The 17,880-nt window shown below is 66.2% G+C and carries 15 protein-coding genes; 5 read left to right on the top strand and 10 right to left on the bottom strand.

All coding sequences use genetic code 11. From position 1 onward, the window contains the following. Positions 1 to 87: 87 nt before the first annotated feature. The 4 genes from CSW57_RS17250 to CSW57_RS17235 all read right to left on the bottom strand — a co-directional run bounded on the left by CSW57_RS17250 (position 88) and on the right by CSW57_RS17235 (position 4,971). Positions 88 to 1,248 (bottom strand): alpha/beta hydrolase, encoded by a 1,161-nt coding sequence (locus CSW57_RS17250; RefSeq protein ID WP_099383881.1) that lies wholly within the window; start codon positions 1,246 to 1,248, stop codon positions 88 to 90. Then, the gene (locus CSW57_RS17245; RefSeq protein WP_189339303.1) at positions 1,245 to 2,627 is read right to left on the bottom strand and encodes a wax ester/triacylglycerol synthase domain-containing protein; all 1,383 of its coding nucleotides are present in this window, start codon (positions 2,625 to 2,627) and stop codon (positions 1,245 to 1,247) included. The genes CSW57_RS17250 and CSW57_RS17245 overlap by 4 nt, the downstream gene beginning before the upstream one ends. Before the next feature lie 13 nt (positions 2,628 to 2,640). After that, on the bottom strand, positions 2,641 to 4,143 hold the full coding sequence (locus CSW57_RS17240) for a WS/DGAT/MGAT family O-acyltransferase (RefSeq protein ID WP_189339302.1): 1,503 nt from the start codon (positions 4,141 to 4,143) through the stop codon (positions 2,641 to 2,643). 213 nt (positions 4,144 to 4,356) lie between these two features. After that, entirely contained in the window at positions 4,357 to 4,971 is a 615-nt protein-coding gene (locus CSW57_RS17235; RefSeq protein WP_143696559.1) for a TetR/AcrR family transcriptional regulator, read from the bottom strand. Positions 4,972 to 5,221: 250 nt separating this feature from the next. On the opposite strand from CSW57_RS17235, the gene CSW57_RS17230 reads away from it, so the two are divergent. The 3 genes from CSW57_RS17230 to CSW57_RS17220 are packed head-to-tail and all read left to right on the top strand — an operon-like array spanning position 5,222 to position 10,690. Beyond that, positions 5,222 to 6,178 carry a spirocyclase AveC family protein gene (locus CSW57_RS17230; protein WP_189339301.1) on the top strand — a complete coding sequence of 319 codons (957 nt, stop codon included), beginning with the start codon at positions 5,222 to 5,224 and terminating at the stop codon, positions 6,176 to 6,178. Beyond that, complete coding sequence (locus tag CSW57_RS17225; RefSeq protein ID WP_223249324.1) at positions 6,175 to 8,382, top strand: molybdopterin-containing oxidoreductase family protein; 2,208 nt, start codon at positions 6,175 to 6,177, stop codon at positions 8,380 to 8,382. The genes CSW57_RS17230 and CSW57_RS17225 overlap by 4 nt, the downstream gene beginning before the upstream one ends. Before the next feature lie 19 nt (positions 8,383 to 8,401). Beyond that, positions 8,402 to 10,690, top strand: coding sequence for a molybdopterin-dependent oxidoreductase (locus CSW57_RS17220; RefSeq protein WP_099384563.1), 2,289 nt, complete (start codon positions 8,402 to 8,404; stop codon positions 10,688 to 10,690). Here the strand turns inward: CSW57_RS17220 and CSW57_RS17215 are convergent. After that, complete coding sequence (locus CSW57_RS17215; protein WP_099383876.1) at positions 10,679 to 11,788, bottom strand: NAD-dependent epimerase/dehydratase family protein; 1,110 nt, start codon at positions 11,786 to 11,788, stop codon at positions 10,679 to 10,681. The genes CSW57_RS17220 and CSW57_RS17215 overlap by 12 nt on opposite strands. Positions 11,789 to 11,920: 132 nt before the next feature. Between CSW57_RS17215 and CSW57_RS17210 the strand changes: the two genes are divergently transcribed. Further along, on the top strand, positions 11,921 to 12,820 hold the full coding sequence (locus tag CSW57_RS17210; RefSeq protein WP_370623980.1) for an amidohydrolase family protein: 900 nt from the start codon (positions 11,921 to 11,923) through the stop codon (positions 12,818 to 12,820). On the opposite strand, the gene CSW57_RS17205 is transcribed toward CSW57_RS17210, so the two are convergent. Together CSW57_RS17205 and CSW57_RS17200 are read right to left on the bottom strand one after the other, a co-directional pair. Further along, positions 12,817 to 13,098: a DUF2277 domain-containing protein gene (locus CSW57_RS17205; protein ID WP_062798993.1), complete on the bottom strand. Its 282-nt coding sequence runs from the start codon at positions 13,096 to 13,098 to the stop codon at positions 12,817 to 12,819. The two genes, CSW57_RS17210 and CSW57_RS17205, sit on opposite strands and share 4 nt — an antisense overlap. A 15-nt stretch (positions 13,099 to 13,113) precedes the next feature. Further along, positions 13,114 to 14,082, bottom strand: coding sequence for an NADPH:quinone oxidoreductase family protein (locus tag CSW57_RS17200; RefSeq protein ID WP_099383875.1), 969 nt, complete (start codon positions 14,080 to 14,082; stop codon positions 13,114 to 13,116). Positions 14,083 to 14,123: 41 nt separating this feature from the next. Here CSW57_RS17200 and CSW57_RS17195 point away from each other — a divergent pair, with 41 nt between their 5' ends. Then, positions 14,124 to 14,816 (top strand): class I SAM-dependent methyltransferase, encoded by a 693-nt coding sequence (locus tag CSW57_RS17195; protein ID WP_030165055.1) that lies wholly within the window; start codon positions 14,124 to 14,126, stop codon positions 14,814 to 14,816. Positions 14,817 to 14,859: 43 nt separating this feature from the next. On the opposite strand, the gene CSW57_RS17190 is transcribed toward CSW57_RS17195, so the two are convergent. The 3 genes from CSW57_RS17190 to CSW57_RS17180 all read right to left on the bottom strand — a co-directional run bounded on the left by CSW57_RS17190 (position 14,860) and on the right by CSW57_RS17180 (position 17,743). Then, positions 14,860 to 15,357, bottom strand: coding sequence for a metallophosphoesterase family protein (locus CSW57_RS17190; RefSeq protein ID WP_099384561.1), 498 nt, complete (start codon positions 15,355 to 15,357; stop codon positions 14,860 to 14,862). A 72-nt stretch (positions 15,358 to 15,429) separates the two neighbouring features. Then, positions 15,430 to 16,857 (bottom strand): alpha/beta hydrolase domain-containing protein, encoded by a 1,428-nt coding sequence (locus CSW57_RS17185; RefSeq protein WP_223249323.1) that lies wholly within the window; start codon positions 16,855 to 16,857, stop codon positions 15,430 to 15,432. Further along, complete coding sequence (locus CSW57_RS17180) at positions 16,844 to 17,743, bottom strand: alpha/beta fold hydrolase (protein ID WP_223249322.1); 900 nt, start codon at positions 17,741 to 17,743, stop codon at positions 16,844 to 16,846. The genes CSW57_RS17185 and CSW57_RS17180 overlap by 14 nt, the downstream gene beginning before the upstream one ends. Between the last annotated feature and the right edge of the window lie 137 nt (positions 17,744 to 17,880).

The raw sequence follows: 17,880 nt of genomic DNA, 5'->3' as shown, positions 1-17,880 counted from the left end.
GCTGGCAACGGTACCCCGACCGCCACGTGGGTCACCAACCTGCTCCGGCCGACCACTCGGCACAGGGCGCCTCAGGCGCGGGCCGTTCTAGGTCTGCGCCGAGGCGAAGTCGGTGATCGCCGCACGCACGGCCGACGACATCACCCCGCCGATGTGTCCACCCGGGTACCAGTGCACCGGCCCCGACCAATGGGCGTGCAGACGTTCCGCGGCGGCAACCGAGGTCACCCTGTCGTTCAGGGCGGCCACCACCAGACGGCGGTCCGCCTGCGCATGAGGTACCACCCTGAGGGGATCCACCACGCTCGTCACGTCCTGCACCGGATCCGACCGCAACAGGTCTGCGATCGCACGACCCCGGTCACCGCCGCGGAGCAGATGATGGGCCATGGTTGCGTGCAGGTCCAACATCGGAACCACTGCGATCACCGATTGCACCTGCGGTTCGAGGCCGGCCACGATTGCGGCGACCGGACCACCCAGCGAGATGCCACCGACGGTGATGGGGGTCGGATCCTGCGCATGCATCCACCGGACCAGGGCACGGACCTCCGCGATCCCACGAGCGGTGAGCGCGACGTTGGCCATCGGATCGAAGCCGGGGAAGGTCACGCCTTTGCTGCGTCGCAATCCGTGCCCGGGCAGGACCGGGAACACGACGTTGTAGCCGAGTTCCTCGTGCAGGAACGCTGCGCGCAACGACATCAGGTCGTCGATCCGGCCCTGACCGGCGCCATGGATCCAGAGCAGCCACGGGTGCCCCCGCTCGCGGTGTTCCAGGACCCGCACGGTTGCCGCCGTCTTGGTCTTGTCGCCCGAGAGCAACAACGGGTGGGGGTCCGGACTCGCGTAGTCCAGCCGCTCGTACGCCACCGGCCCCAATTTCCGGCGGATCGACCGCTGGATCCGGAGCTCGGGGGGATCCGGGTTCGCCTCGTGCATCGGCAGCGCCCTGAGCCTGCTGCCCACCAGCGCACACCTGTCCACGTTCGCTCGGATGTCGTCTTCATCGGGCACGGCGCGCAGCAGCGAGAAGCCGGCGATGAAGAACTCGTCGAGCGCTGTTTCACCCACCTGGCGGACGCCGAACGCCGACGGTGGGATGCCCGTGGCCGCGGCGCGGTGGCTGGCGCTGCGCGAGCTCAGCACCGCCCGGGGCAGGACTTCGGCCAGCAGCGACATCCGTGTGAGCGACGAGTCGAATCTGTTCTGCCAGCGGCCACGATCCGGCCCGGGTGTGGCCGTCATCGATCCAGCCTCTCAGCCGTGCGCAGTGCCGAGGTCAATTCGTCGAGAGACGACTGGACCCGGCCGAGGAATGCCGCCGGGTCAGCCATGGACTCGGGTGTGGTGATCAGGCCCATCGACAGTTGCCCTGCGTAGCTGTACGCGGTCAGGTTGACATCTGCCGGGGCTATCGCCAGTGCAAAGGACGTCCATTGCTCCACTTTCACGTCGCCGATCCATCGATGTTCTTTGGGTCCTGGCATGTTCGCCGTGGTGATGTGGTTCATCACCAGAGGTGCGATGGGCGCTGCGATCGGACGCGCCCAGGGTCCCAGGCGACCGGTGTAGGTCGCGAGATGCTCGGTGAGGTCGAAACCCAGCTGCCTGCGAAGGGACACGGCCGCAGCGCAACTCGATGCGGTCGCGCGCACCCGCTCGACAGGGTCGACGATCTCGGTGTGGAGGTAGACCGTCGCCGTCGCCAGCTCGTTGCCCTGGCGGCGGGGCGAAGAGAGGTCGCGGCACACCCCGAACATCCCGACGGCGGGGCGATCGGTGCGCTCTCGGCGGGCCAGACGCTCCGCTCGGATCGCGCCTGCCACGATCCCGTGAAACGCGCCGTTGACGGTTGTGCCCGTGGCAACCGCCACCCGCCGCACGTCAGCAAGCGGAATCGACGCACTGGCACAGCGCCGCCGATGTGAACTCGGAGTGTTGAAGCTCGTGCGGTCGGCGCCCATGAAGTGGGGCACGGCTCGGCGCTGTTCGAAACGTCGGGCCGCCACCCCGGTGCGATACACATCTGCCACCACATGCGGTAGGTCGCGCATCAGGCGAACCGATTCTCGCCGGGCCATCGCACGCATCTCGGCGCGTTCGGGAGGTGTGGCGTCGTCGACCGACCAGGGATTCGGTTCAGCCGCAGCCGCTCCCGGGCTGTCGCTGGTCACCGTGCGGAAACAGTTCAGTGCCGCCAGACCGTCCACCACCGCGTGATGCACCCGGATGACCACCGCCTGACGATCGTCTCGCAGCCCGTGTACCAGCGTCATGGCCCAGAGCGGCCGATCGCGTGAGAGCCCTTTCGTGGCGAGCGCGGCCAGCAGTTCATCGAGTTGCGACTGATCGCCAGGGGCTGGAAGGGTGTGCTCATCGATGTGGTGGGCGATCCGAAAGCTCATGTCGGGCACCCAGAAAGGACGCCCGCGATGGCCGCGCAGCGCTTCGATCCGCTGGGTCGCCCGGGGGAAGTGGCCGAGATAGCGGGGTACCAGCGCGCGCAGTTCGGCAAGGGTCACCGGTGTGCCACGGTTCGACGCGTCCAGAATCGCGACCTTCAGGGTGTGCATCGGAGTCGTCGAGGTCTCCATGTTGAGCATCAACGCGTCCGGTCCGGTCATGCGCTCCATCGGACTACTTCACCCCGCTCTTTGTCCGCCGGCCCGCCGTGGGCCGTGGCCGTTGCGTCTCGCCGCCCCGTCCGCCCGGCTGCTCGTCGGCAGCAAACGGATCATCAACCGCAGTAGGACCTTCGAGACCGCTGGCCGCCAGCAACTCGGCAAGCGCCTCATCGAGCGCATCGATGATCTCCCACGGATCGGGAACCAGGTTCGGGTCGACGTGCAGACCGAAATCCATCCGCTCCATGTTCGACAGCACCGTGAAGTTCAGGCCCATCCCCTCCAGGATCACCGAACTGGGGTAGATACCGGTGACCTTGGCGCCGCCCATGTACAGCTGGAGCGGCGGACCGGGGACATTCGAGATGAGGGTGTTGATCCGCAGCGGCATCCTTGAGATCAGCTCGGTCGAATAGATCGCCCGGATTGCGGTACCGAGGATCAGCGGGGCGGCTACTTCACCCAGCGACTGGATCTGCTTGGCGCTCATCGCTTTCGACATCTCCTTGGCGCCCGCTGCTGTTTCGCTGACCGTCTTGAGTCGCTGAATCGGGTCATCGAGATGGGTGGCCAACTCCACGAACACGGTCGTGATCTGGTTGTCCTGCGTGTCGTCGCCTTCGGCGCGGGTCGACACCGGCACGCCTGTCACCAGCGAGCGGTCCGGCAGGGCGTCGTGCGCGAGCAGATAGGTACGCAGCGCGGTGCCGCACAAGGCCAGCACCACGTCGTTGATCTTGACCCCGTGCGCCTCCTTGATTCGACGGATGTCGTCGAACGCGATACCTGCGAACGCCAGCTGCCTGCGGACTCCGATCGACGCATTGAACGGAGTGCTGGGGCCTCTCGGGATGGCCGAGGCCAATGATCCCCCGCTGCGTGCCCCATCCAGTACGGCGGCAGCCTTGGAGAGAACGTCGAATCCATAACGCGCATAGGTCGCGGGGCCTTTGACCCATCTGTTCGCCAGACCGCCGACGACGTCGAGCACACCCTGATCGCCGGCGGAGGATTCCTCGCGCGACGGCTTCGGCACCATCGGAGCTGTCGCGTCTGGTTCGACATCGAGCATGGCGGTGGCGAGACCGGCGCCGGCGACACCGTCGAGCAGACAGTGGTGGTACTTCATGAGCAGTGCCACCCGCCCACCGGCGAGGCCTTCGATCAGCCAGACCTCCCACAGCGGGCGGTTGCGGTCGAGTTGGGCACCGAGAAGCAGACCGGCCACCTCGCCGACCTCACGGGCGCCGCCGGGTGAGGGAACACCGATGCGGTGCACGTGATGTCGGACGTCGAAATCCGGATCATCCACCCACACCGGGCGATCGAGCCCGAACGGGGCCTGCTTGAGCTTCCAGCGGAACTTGGGGGCGTACTCCATCCGCTCGCGCGTGAGCCGAACGACGTCGTCGTATCCGAGTCCGGACTCCCCCGGTTCCAAGATCGTGAGACCGCCGACGTGTTGATGCCACGACGGTGTCTCGGCCGCCAGGAACAGCGAGTCGGTTCCACTCAAGCGCCGCATGATGTCCTCGTCGAGTCGGTTGCGAAAACGAAAGGTATTCGTTTCTGTCGAATGCCATTCGTACAACCGCGACACTACGTTGTCAATCGAATCAGCGCTGGTCTTCGGCGATATCAGGGCGTGAGCAGGCACGGACCGCAACAGCCAGATTTGTCACATCACCGCGGGCCGGCCCTGGCCACCCGTCGGCGGCCCGGGCCGGGTTCAGCTGCCCAGGACCGCAGCGGTGACTGCACCCTGGAGGATCTGTTCGAACACGTCGTCGGCGTTGCCCACGACATCGAAGAACCCGGACAGCTGCAGTGAGACGAACCCGTTGATCGCAGCGAACAGCGCGAGCTGCGTCTGCAGCACCCGGCCTTCGGGCACACCGGCGGTGCGGATCATCACCGCGAGGGCCTCGCCGGCCTCCGCGCTGGCGGCACGAAATGCAGGCAGGTCGACGGGAACTCGCAACAGCGATCGGCATCGATGGGGCCAGCGCTCGCCATAGTCGACGAACACCCTGGCCAGAACACGCAGACCATCCACCCCGGTACGCCCCATGGCCGCCCTGCGCGCGAGGTCACCGAGTTCACGCATCGCGTGGAGTTGTAGTTCGCTGCGCAGTTCTTCGAGGCTGTGGACGTGGTTGTAGAGCGAGGACACCCGCACCTGCAATCGGGAGGCCAGTGCCGTCATCGTCAGGGCCTCGGTACCCAGCTCGTCGACGAGTGCCTGCGCCTCGGAGATCACGCTCTCACGTGTCATCCGACTGCGGCGCGCGGCCCGCACCTCGGACGCTGCGGTGCGCGTGGGCGAAGGGTGGTCAATGGACACTGAGGACTCCTAGCGACTAAAGAGATTCGTTTACAGACGCTACTCCTTCGTACCGAGACGACGGTAGTCGCCAATCGCCAGGAGCCCGGGAGTGTTGACACCTCGGATGGCCCTGTGACTGAATGACACCGGGAAATGTGACGTAGGTCTCACTGTTTGCACTATGACACCACCACGCCCCGGCCACCATCGACAGCCCATCCACGCGACCACCACGAGAGGTGGCCGACTGCAGGACGGAAGAGCACTCATGTCCGGACCCCCGGTCACGCCAGACACGGTGCCGACGCATCCAGACCGCACGGAAGGTCCACTGCGACCGTCGAAGACGGCGCTGATCCTCGCCGCCATCGGACTGTTCTTCGTCGCGATCCAGGTCTACGGCTATGTCGCCTGGCTTCTCGCCGATCCGAAAGAACAGCCAGAAGGCAACGACCCGGTGCCGGCCTCGGTGATGACGAACGTCGATCGCGCGGAAGCGATCCTGATCGTCCTGACTGTTGTCTGGATTGCGGCTTTGGTCTCTTCCTCCTGGCGCGCAAAGGGACTCACGTGGCCGCTGCTGCTGACCTTCGCGTGGTCGGCGGTCTACTGGCAGGAACCCCTCGTCAACGCTCTGGACCACAACTTCACCTACAACGCCCATCTTCGCGATCGGGGCGACTGGGTGAGTCACCTGCCGTTCTCCCCCGTCGACGGGCCCACCCTCTCGCAGCCTCTGTTCGAGGCCCTGGTGTTCTTCGCCCTGTTGCCCATCTTCGGTCTGCTCAGCTACGCCATCCTGCGAGGACTCCACCGCATCGGTCTCCACTCACCACTTCTGCTGGTGCTGTCCGTGTGGCTCATCTTCGTCGTCCTGGACGCCGCATTCGAGATGGCCGGGATCGCACAGGGCCTGCTCGTGTGGAACCGGGTGGCCGACAACCTCGCGATCAGCGCGGGCACGGCAGATCAGTGGCCTGTGTACGAGGGCATCATGCTCGGCTTCCTGTGGGCGCTACCGGGCATGCTCATGTTCTTCCGCGGGGGCCACCGCTTCAGTGTTCTCGACCCTGGAATCGACGTACTGCCGGGCGTTCTGCCCGTCGTCGTGCGACTGCTCGCCCTCGCGGGTCTGCTCAACGTGGCGTTCCTGGCGTACAACATCGCTCTGATGGTGTTGTCAGGGTCGACGCTCGCACCTACGCCGAGCTGGTTGTCGCCGTGACCGCGCCCGTGGACAAGACAACGTTCTGCCGCATCTGCGAACCGATGTGCGGCATGATCGCCACCGTTTCGGACGGCCGCCTGCTCCGCTTGAGACCTGATCCAGCACATCCACTCAGTGAGGGATATGCCTGCCCGAAAGGCATCGCGTTCAGCGACATCGTCAACGACGACGACCGGGTTCTGCATCCGTTGCGCCGACGGCCCGACGGTGGATTCGATCGGGTGTCGTGGGACTCGGCGATGTCGGAGATCATCGCCAGACTGCGCACGGTGTACACCGAGCACGGTGGCGAGTCGATCGGCGGCTACCTCGGCAATCCATCGGTCTTCAACACCGGGCTGATGATCTGGAGTGGACTGTTCTTCCAGACGCTCGGCAGTCCACATATCTACAGCTCCAATTCCCAGGACGCCAACAACCGTTACGCAGCAAGCCATTTCCTCTACGGCAACGCCCTGGCCGTACCCATCCCGGACATCGAGAGGGTGGAACTGCTTGTTGTGGTCGGGGCAAACCCGGTCGTGTCCCACGGCAGCTTGATGAGCACTCCTCGGGTTCGCGACAAGTTGGTCGGCATCCGCCGACGAGGCGGACGGGTGGTGGTGATCGACCCGAGGCGCACCGAGACCGCCCGCGAGTTCGACTGGATGCCCATCCGCCCGGACACCGATGCCCTGCTGATGCTGTCGCTCATCAACGTGATGTTCGCCGAGGGGCTCGTCGACCTCCGAGAGGTCGACGCGAAGGCGACGGGCGTTGCCGCCATCGAGAAGCTCAGCGCCCCTTGTTCACCCGAGTCGACCGAGGAGCGAACGGGGGTACCGGCGGCGACGGCCCGCAAGCTCGCGCGCGATCTGGCCGGCACGTCTCGCGCAGCCGTCTACGGACGTGTCGGCACGTGTCTGGGCCGGAACGGTACGTTGACCACAGCCTTGCTCGACATCGTCAATCTGCTTGCGGGCAATCTCGACTCGGTCGGCGGCTCGATGTTCGGCACGATGGGCTTTCCAGCCGAGCGCGCGATGGCGCGTGCCATGCAGCGGTCGGGCGGATTCGGCTGGGGTGCACGTACCAGCCGCATCGGCGGCTTCCCTCAGGTGGCCGGGCAGGCACCGGCGTCAGTGATGGCCAAGGAAATCACCACACCAGGGCCCGGACAGCTGCGGGCGTTGTTCCTCTGCGCGGGCAATCCCGTGCTGTCGGTACCCAATGGCGCCGAACTCGCCGAGGCGCTCGGGCAAACGGATCTCTGCGTGTCCTTTGACCTCTACCGCAATGAGACCAACGCCCACGCCGACTTCATCCTCCCGGCTCCGACGATGTACGAACGTCCCGATCACGTACTGATGTTCCAGTCGCTGTACACCACACCCTTCAAACAGGCCACGGACCCGGTCATCGCGCCCATGGGTGAGAGCCGCCCCGAGTGGCAGGTGTTCAACGAACTCGCCTGCGGCCTTGCGGACCTGTCGACCAAGATGCGGGCAATGGCGTTCGTGGACAGAGTCTCTCGAAGGCTGGGGCGTCCGGTCAATCCGGAGAGGGTGATCGACGGCCTCATCAGGATGGGTCAGGGTGGCGATCGCTTCGGCATTCGTCGGCGTGGATTGAGTTTCGCGCGGCTGCGGGCAGAGCCCAGTGGCGTCGTGGTCGCCGAGCACCTCCGTCCCGGCCGGTTGCGCACCGTGGTCACCCATCGTGGTCGCAGGGTGAAATTGGATGCACCGGAGCTCATCGAGGAGTGCGGGCACCTCGACCTCGACGAGCCCGCCGACCTGCCACTGCTTCTGATCGGGATGCGTGAGGTCCGCTCGGAGAACACCTGGCAGCACAATTCGCCGATGCTCCTGCGCGGCGGGCGAAGCCACACGGCGCGTATGCATCCTGACGACGCCGATGCCCGCGGGGTTGCCGACGGCGACATCGTGTCGGTGCGGTCGGCGCACGGCGAGATAGTCCTGCCGATCACCGTCACGGCGGACATCTCACCCGGCGTCGTCGCCATCCCGCATGGCTGGGGTCACAACGGTTCCGGCGGCTGGACACGCGCAAACGACGCCGCCCGGGCCGATTCGGGCAGCGGGGGTGCCAACGTCAATCAGCTGATCTCCAGCGACCCGGCCGATCTCGAGCGGCTCGCGGGGATGGCACGGATGAACGGGGTTCCCATCGAGGTGATCGCCCATGCCCGACCGAGCTGAACCGAGGAACCCGGGCCTCATGGCTGGTCCGGCCGATCATCCTGTGACATGCCCACTGTGCGAGGCGATGTGCGGTCTTCGTGTCCACACCGAAGGCAACACCGTCACATCGATCCGCGGCGACCGCGACGACGTGTGGTCGCGTGGGCACCTGTGTCCCAAGGGGACCGTCCTCGGACACCTGCACGACGACCCGGACCGTCTTCGCGAACCCATGGTCAAACGCGCGAACGGCGAGCATGTTCCGGTGTCCTGGGACGACGCATACGAGGAGGCGGAGCGGGTGTTGCGACCGGTCCTCGAACGTCACGGGGCGCGGGCCCTGACCGTCTACGTGGGAAATCCGGTGGCGCACAATGTGTCGCTGAGCTCCTACATCGGCGGCCTGATCGGGATGGGTCAGGCCGCGGGGATGCAGACCTATTACTCCCCTGGCACGGTTGATCAGTGGCCACTCAATGTGGTCGGTGCACTGCTGTTCGGTGGCATGTGGAACGCACCGATCCCAGACCTGGACCGCGCGGATCATCTGGTGGTGCTCGGCGCCAATCCCGCCGCGTCACAGGGTTCGATGCTCTCGACACCGGACGTGATGGGCAAGATCCGCGGTATCTCGCGGCGCGGTGGCCGGGTCGTGGTCATCGATCCCAGACGCACGCGCACCGCGCAGGGTGCCGACGAATGGGTACCCATCCGTCCCGGCACCGACGCCCTGCTGTTGTTCGCGATCTTGCACACTCTCGCCTCGAACGGCTGGGTGCAGCGGCCGCAACACCTTCAGGGCCGGGTCACCGGACTCGACGACGCGATAGCCATGGCAGCGCCGTTCACACCCGAACGCGTGGCACCGGCATGCGGCGTCCCCGCGGACTCGATCCGTCGACTCACCGCCGGGCTCGCACATGCCGGGAATCCCGTCCTGTACAGCAGGATCGGTTCGTGCACACAGGAATTCGGGTCGTTGGCCACGTGGCTGGTCTTTGTGCTGAACACCGCGCTCGGCGCCATCGACCGTCTCGGGGGCGCACTCTTCCCGAAACCCGCCGTCTGGTCACCGATGTTCATGAAGCCGCCCGATCAGGATGCACCCGGGTGGCAGTTCGGCCGATATCACAGCCGCGTCCGGGGCATTCCCGAAGTGTTCGGCCAGTTCCCGATCAGTGTCCTGGCCGAGGAGATCGACACACCCGGTGACGGGCAGATCCGCGCCTTCATCAGTGTGGCAGGCAATCCGGTGATCTCGGCCCCGGGATCGGCTCGGCTCGACGCCGCGCTCGGCGCCATCGACGCCATGATCTCGGTGGACAACTGGTTGAACGAGACCACCCGCCACGCCCATGTCATCTTGCCCGGACTATCTCCGCTTGAACGTTTCCACGCCGATGACCTGTACTGGAACTACGCAACCGCGTCGTGTGTGAAGTGGTCCGAACCGGTCTTCGCCCCGGACTCGGGCCGGCCCGCCGAGTGGGAAATCTTGCTACGGCTGAGCGGCGCCGTGCTGGGCACCCCGGTCCCCGACGTGGACGTGGCCGCCATGGACGACCTCTATGTCGGTGGCCTGGTGGCAACCCTGTGCACCAGTTCCGACACGCCTTTGGCCGGCCGCGATGCCACCGCTTCGTTTGAAGCCCTCCGGGGTGTGGGACCCGAACGACTCGTCGATCTGGGAATCAGGCTGGGGCCGTGGGGAGATGATCTCGGTCGAAGACCCGGCGGCCTCACACTCGACGATGTACGCGAGCACCCGAACGGACTCAGGCTCGGCGAACTCGAGGGCGACCGTCTCGACGAGGTCCTGAGCACACCCTCGGGCACCATCGAACTGGTGCATCCGCACCTGACCGCCGACATCGTCCGACTCGAACGGCGCATCGACCGAGAAGCCGACGAGTTGGTGCTCATCAGCCGGCGCCATCTGCGATCCAACAACTCATGGCTGCACAACGTCCCCGCGCTCATGCGCGGCCGCGACCGCTGCACCGTGTTGGTGCACCCAGCCGACGCTGCACGGCTGGACCTCATCGACGGTGCGCCCGCCGACATCACCACGTCCGCTGGTTCACTCACAGCACCGGTGGAGGTGAGTGACGAGATGATGCCGGGGGTGGTGTGCCTTCCGCACGGTTGGGGGCACGGCGTGGCCGGCACGAGGCTCGCCACCGCCAACACTCACCCCGGCTCGAACTCCAACCTGCTCAATCCGCCAGAACTGTTCGACGTTCCGAGCAACACACAGGTGGTCAACGGTGTACCGTGCCGGGTCACATCCGCTGCCTCACAGGATCTTCGGTCGTCAGGACGGTGAGTCGGGCGATGGGTTGCCCCACCTGGAGGCGATCGCTCCCCACGGATCGGCGAACCGGCCCGGCGTGTGGCGATACGGCGACTGAGCGCGCAGGTATCTGCGCATCGCCGGGGCGATCACCCGCAGCGGGTAGCGCCTGACACCCACCCGATCGCGGGTCTCGGCGATGAGGTCTGCAAGCGTGTGCCGCTGGAAACCAAGGGCCGCCTGCGCGGAGCTGGTGTCCATCCAATCCGTGGCGAACCAGTCGCGGTCGCTGTCCGGATTTCCTGGCCTGCCGACGGGGAGTCCACCGGTGAGACCCATCGCCTCCGAAACAGCCGGAGCGAGGAAACCCTGTGTGATGCGGTGCGACTCGTCACCGCCGATCAGATAGATCTTGTTGTTCATCTGGCCGGTGGCGGCTGCGGCGAACGCATGGGCGACATCGCGCACGTCCACGGTCTGGATGCGGCCGTCCGTGGGCAGCAACCCTTCGAAGTACACCAGATCCTTGTCAATGTCCCAGCGCGGTTCAGCTGTCAGGACCCCACCCAACCGTAGGATCACCCAATCGAGATGCGAAGCGGTGACGATCTTTTCGGCTTCCGCCTTGTGCGCGCCGTACAGGTCCGACGGTGCCGGCGCCATGTCCGGGGTGAGGACGTCGTCCACGCGGTGTGGGTTCCGCGGCCCGTACACGGCCACGCTCGACGCCTGGATGAACCGCGGCGGGGATGGTTGGGCAACAGCGGCATCGACCAGGGACTGCGTGGCCGTCACGTTGACCTTGCGGGCGAGGTCAGGGCGCGCGTAGCAAGCGGGCGGGATGACCGCGGCCAAGTGCACGATGACCGTCGGGCGAACCGCGGACACAAGCGCATTCAGCGCAGCGGGATCGGTCAGGTCGGCCCATCTGACGTCGAGCCCGTTCCTGTCGGCGAGCCCGTTGCTGCCCCTGAGCCCGTTCTTGCCGCTGAGCCGAGCGGCCTTCTTGTGATTGGCCTCGATGTCGAGGTCGGTGGCCACCACATCATGGCCATCGGTGAGCAGGGTGCGGACCAATTCGGCACCCACCAGGCCGAAAGCTCCTGTGACGAGCATGCGATCAGTTGACATCGACAAGCCTTCATCCCGGGCCTTGCGGAGCAGTTCCCCGCCGGACTCCGACCATTAAAACATACAGGTGTCTGGACAACAGTCCAATCAGGCGGTGCCGAACACGACGGGCCTGTCGGTAGCGTGGGCGAGGTGTCCGACCCTTTCCCCTCGTCCCCGGCCGAGGTGCACGCCGTTCGCAGGATCTGGAGCGACCTGGACCTCCCCGGAATGATCGACGTCCACACCCATTTCATGCCGAAGTCGGTGATGGACAAGGTCTGGGCCTATTTCGATGCCGCCGGCCCGCTCGTCGGAAGGCAGTGGCCGATCACCTACCGCACCGACGAACAACAGCGCGTACAGACACTGCGCGATTTCGGGGTCACGACGTTCACGTCGATGATCTATCCGCACAAACCCGACATGGCCGCCTGGCTCAACAGCTGGGCGGCGGAGTTCGCGTCACACACCCCCGACTGTCTGCGAACCGCCACCTTCTACCCGGAGCCCTCTGCACCGGCGTACGTCGGCGCCGCGATCGAATCGGGCACATCGGTGTTCAAATCGCACATCCAGGTCGGCGACTACAGTCCGCTCGACCCACTGCTCGATCCGGTGTGGGGTGCCATCGCCGATGCGGGAACACCGGTTGTCATCCATTGCGGATCGGGCCCGGCGCCGGGGACCTTCACCGGCCCGGAGCCCATCGCCGAACTGCTGCAGCGCTTTCCGACGCTGACGTTGATCATCGCGCACATGGGCATGCCCGAGTACGCGGACTTCCTCGACATCGCGAGCCGGCACGAACGGATTCATCTCGACACGACGATGGCGTTCACCGACTTCGCCGAAGAGATGGCACCGTTTCCCGACGATCGCAGGGCGCAGCTGGCCGATCTGGGCCACCGCGTCCTGTGGGGCAGCGACTTCCCCAACATCCCCTACGGCTACGCGACGGCACTTCGTGCGGTCACCCGACTCGACATGGGCGACGAGTGGTTACGCCGGGTGCTGCACCACAACGCGTCGGAGTTGTTCGGACTCGACTAGGCTCCGCGCGCCGCTCGCGCCGCGATCCGCGCCTGCACCTCGGGACGACGCAGGGGCGGAACGGTTTTGGGGGGCTGGCGCCGTGGCGGCAATGACTGGAGCAACTCCTGAGTCGCAGCGGTCACCCTCAGGACCGCGAGTTCGAACGCCTGCTGGTTCGCCTCCGACGGCTTCTGCACGCCGCTGACCTTGCGAACGTACTGGCGGGCCGCGGCCTCGATCTCGACGTCGGTGGCCGGAGGTTCGAGTCCACGAAGCTCAGTTATGTTGCGACACATTGTTGTCCACTCCCACTATTCCGATATATTGACTACCGCCTTGCCGAGGACCCTGCCTGCCGCCAGGTCGTCCAGAGCCTGGGGCAGATCGGCCAGTTCATAGGTCACGTTCACCGGTGGCCGCATGCCGTCGGCGATCATGGTGGTCAGCTCCTGATGGATCTGCGCCGGCAGGCCGGGGTGGGTGCGGACGTACTCGCCCCAGGCAGCGCCGACCACCGAGATGTTCCGGAACAGCACCCGGTTCAACTTGACCGTGGGGATACCGCCTGCCGCGAACCCGATGACCACGAACCGGCCGTCAGGGGCCACCTGACGCAGCGCCTCGTCGAACACCTCGCCCCCGACCGGGTCGATCAGGACGTCGACACCGTTGCCGGTGAGTTCCTTGATCCGCGAACCCCAGCCTTCTTCGAGCTGAACCACCTCGTCGGCGCCCATCTCCCGCAGCATCTCTTCGGCACCGGTGCGATGCACGATGGCGATCACCCTGGCGCCCATCGCCTTTGCCACTCGAATGGTTGCCACGCCCACTCCCCCGGCGCTACCGAGAACGCCGACGGTCTCACCTGGTTCGAGATGGGCACGTGTCTTCAGCGCGAACAGCGCGGTCTGGAAGTTGATGCCCATGGCGGCACCCTCGTCGAATGTGAGGCCGTCCGGGATGGGCAGCAATTGCTCGGGCGCCGCAGCCACCTTCTCGGCAAAACCACCCACCACCGACATGACAAGAACCCGATCGCCCACCGACAGGTCGGATCCCTCGGGCACCCACGACACGACACCCGCCACCTCGGTGCCCGGGGTGAACGGAGTCGGCACCCTGAGCTGGTACTTGCCCTGGCTCATCAGGAGGTCGGGGAAGCAGACGCCGCAGGACTTGATGTCGACCAGCACCTGCGTGCCGGTGGGCTCCGGGTCCGGGACCTCGTTCAGGGACAATCCGCTCGGGCCGGTTTCTTCGGTGAGTATCTGCGCCTTCATAACGCACAACCCTACGCGGAGGCGCCGATAGGATCACCGGTATGACATCTGTATCCGAAACCCGAAACGACCAGCCGAGCGAACGGCACCTGCACGCCGCGGCCGAGGCTCCCGGCTTCATGCCGATCGACGAGGCCGTCGCGCTGTATCGGGTTGCGCAGCAATACCTGTCGGCTCCCGACGCGGTGGGCATCGGGGTGGAGATCGGAACCTACTGCGGCAAGTCGACCGTCTTCCTCGGAGCCGCCGCAGAACCGACCGGCGCCACCATCGTCACCATCGACCACCATCGCGGCTCCGAAGAGCATCAGCCCGGCTGGGAATACCACGACACGTCGCTGGTGGACCCGCACACGGGAACACTGGACACCTCGGCCCGGTTCCGGCGCACCATGTGGGACGCCGGTCTCGAAGAGACGGTGATCGGACTGCTCGCCACCTCGACGGCGGCGGCAAAGGTCTGGGGCCGGGCCGCGGACTTCGTGTTCATCGACGGCGGCCACAGCAGCGAAGCAGCCCAGAACGATCTTGCGGGGTGGGCACCGTGGGTGCGGGTGGGCGGCGCCCTGCTCATCCACGACGTCTTCCCGAACCCCGAGGACGGTGGCCGGCCACCGTTCGAGATCTACGAGAAAGCCCTACAGACAGGGCAGTTCACCGAAGTCGGCGCGCAGGGGTCGCTCCGGGTGCTGCGTCGCGACAGCGGTACACCGGGTCAGCCGCTACCGGCCTGACGCCTGTTCGCTGACGTCCTGCCACGGGCCCGGCGTCAGCGGTTCACCTCTCGATCCGATGCAGAACGACATCGCCGAGGTCGCCTTCGGCCACGCGAGCCGTCATGTACGTGCAGTGCGGCTGCCTCCGCCGGTCTGTCGGTGAACCGGGATTGAGTAGCCGCAGACCCGTGCCCGTGGTGGTGTCCCACGGGATGTGACTGTGACCGAACACCAGGACATCGGTGTCGGGGTACGCGATCGACATCCGTTTGTCCCGACCCACTGACGCACCGGTCTCGTGTGTGACGGTGAACCGCAGCCCATCGAGGGTGACATCGGCGCGCTCGGGCATGCGCGACCGCAGATCAGGGCCGTCGTTGTTCCCCCAGCACGCGATCAGTCGCTTCGCCCGGCGCTCGAGTGCTTCGAAGCTTGCCAGGTCGACCCAGTCACCGGCGTGGATCACCATATCCGCCCGGTCGACCTCGTCCCACACCACCGAGGGAAGGTCTTTGGCGCGCTTGGGGATGTGGGTGTCGGCCAGCAGCAACAGTTTCACGACCACAGTTCTACCGCCCGCGGCCGCGGTCTCACCCAGCGATCAGTCGATCTGAACCTTCGATCTACGCCTTCATCGGCCTGCCGACCACCCTGCAGTGGCGCGGTGGGCATCGCCGAGGATCTCCGCGCGATCCTCGGCGAGGACAAAACCGCGCGCGATCGCCTCGTCGGCGGCAGCGGTGTACTGCTCGAGGTAGGCCTCGGGTGTGCCGTACATCGTGGTGAGTTCAGACGGGGACAACGGGACGGTGGACCCGAACAGCTGGCAGATCCGAGACGCCGTGGCCGTGCTGAACCCGCTGAGGACCGACGTCGGGACCTCCACGCTCGGAGTGCGCACTCCCCCGACGACGTTGCCCACCGCATCGGTGACGAACCGCGGAGTGGGTCCGGTGTCGTCCACCGCCATCTGCTCGGCGGCGGGCGGCTCGCGCCCGTCGCTCACCCAGGCATCAAGATGACGCAGGGCGGCCCGGACGACAAAGCGCTGCTGGCCGTCGTTGACCGCAGTGGGGCATCCGAGGAACGTCTCGAAATCGCCGATCTGGAATCGGTCGGCGTGCGCACTGCCTGCGACTTCCCACAGTCGCAGTCGGGCCGAATCATCCTGTCGGGCAGGGTGGTACCAGAGATGCCCCAAGATGTCGGTCTCGGTTTGCACGAGGATCACCGGGACATCGAGATCGTCGCGGATTCGCACGGCGGGTGCGCCCAGAGCGGCGACGAGATCGATCGCCCGGCCAGGTTCCCCCAGCGGCATGGGGGCACCTGCCCGGCTGTGGATGACAAACCCGTCGACGAGACGGTCATGCGGCTGGACGCCGTTCGCATACGTGGTCATGGCCAGCGCGGACTGGGACTCACCGACCGCCAGGACCCGCTGGATGTCGAGGTGGGCCAGCGGGGTCGCAGAGCCGTTTCGCAAGGTGTCGATGATCTCCGAGAAGATCGAATAGCTGTACCCGTCGCCGGGGTGCTGCAGGCCGCCGTACCGCTCCGGGTCGGCACCGACCAGGCCCTTGGGCGCGCCATCACCGACGGCCACCGTCGCCGAACCGCCCTGAACGCCGGAGAACTGCGCCGACACCCCCACCCAGGCGTATCCGCCCCGGACGATCTCCTCGCTCAGATAGGTGTAGTCGGGGGCCGCGTCCTGTCCGCTGCTGACGTTCAGCCACTCCACCACCAGCGTGCCGTTGAAGCGCTCGGCGTCGGCGGGCGCTCGCGTGACCACACGGGTGATGAACTCGGCGTCGTCGGCCGGCTCGATGTCGAAACGGCCATCGGCCGGCAGGTCGGCGGCTGAGTACCTCGTCGCGACCCCCGACACCGCGTATTCACCCTCGTCATACCCGGCGCCGGCCAGGTCGGGACCGGGCACCGCCGACATGAGCGACAGACCGGCACCCCCGCTGAGCACCGCGAACTCGGCGCCCATCAGACGACCTTCCTGTAGCGACCGGGAGTCATCCTCATCGGTGGTGTCATGTCTGCGCATCTCCTCGTGCCGTGGTGGCCGGCGACCGGCCGATGCGCGAGAGTATCGCGTCGGCGATGGCCTCCGGATGCTCGTCGGGCAGCCAGTGCGAGGCATCTGGGATCTCGATGAAGTGGTAGTCGCCGCGCACGAACTCGCCGCAACGCTCGGCTCCGGCCCTCGCGATCGCGATGTCGCCCGAACTCCACACGAACGTAGTCGGTACGTCGACGACGGGAACGTCATCGCTCGCCGGGGTCTGAGCGCGGTACCAGTTCAGAGCAGCGGTCATCGCCCCCGGCGCGCTGAGGACCCGCACATGTTGGTCGGCCACATCACTGGGAACCGCTTCCCCGAAACCCATCCGGAGCGCAGCGGCATCGTCGGCCAGCAGATTGAACTCGGGCTCGTCCGGTATCTGGAAGTACTCCATGTACCCCGAACGCTCCCGCTGCTCGGGGTCTTCGCTCTTGGCCCACGCGAAAGCTACGGGGTGCGGCACGGATACAGCGGTCAGTGACGAGATCCGTTCGGGATGGCGCGCGGCCACGGTCCATGCGACGGCAGCTCCCCAGTCGTGTCCCACGAGATGCACGGTGTCCAGCCCGAGTGCGTCACAGATCGCGATGACGTCCGCGACGAGTTCGTCGAGTTGGTAGGCGTCGACCCCCACAGGGCGGGCGCCGGCCGAGTAGCCGCGCTGATCAGGTGCGAACGTCGCGTAACCGGCGTCCCGCAGCAGGTCGGCAACAGCTCCCCAGGATGCTCGCGATTCGGGGAACCCGTGCAGCATCAGCACAGTCCCTGCCGGCGGTGACTCCGGCCGCGACACCGAGATGTCGAACGTCAGATCACCGACGGTCACCTGATCCGGCGTGGTCCCGCCGCCGTTTGCCCCATTGGTCACCTGCGGCAGTCTACTGAGCACGCTCCGGCACACCAATGATTTGCACAGTGCAAACACATTGTGAAAGCGGTTGCGCCACTTGACACTCAGACGCGGGATTCTCGTTGACAGTACCGCCCTGCTGTGAACTAATGACG

The sequence above is a fragment of the Williamsia muralis genome (assembly GCF_002735905.1).
Classification (GTDB): Bacteria; Actinomycetota; Actinomycetes; order Mycobacteriales; family Mycobacteriaceae; genus Williamsia; species Williamsia muralis_A.
Note: the sequence above shows the minus strand (reverse complement) of the source record. Positions and strands in the feature narration are given on the sequence as shown.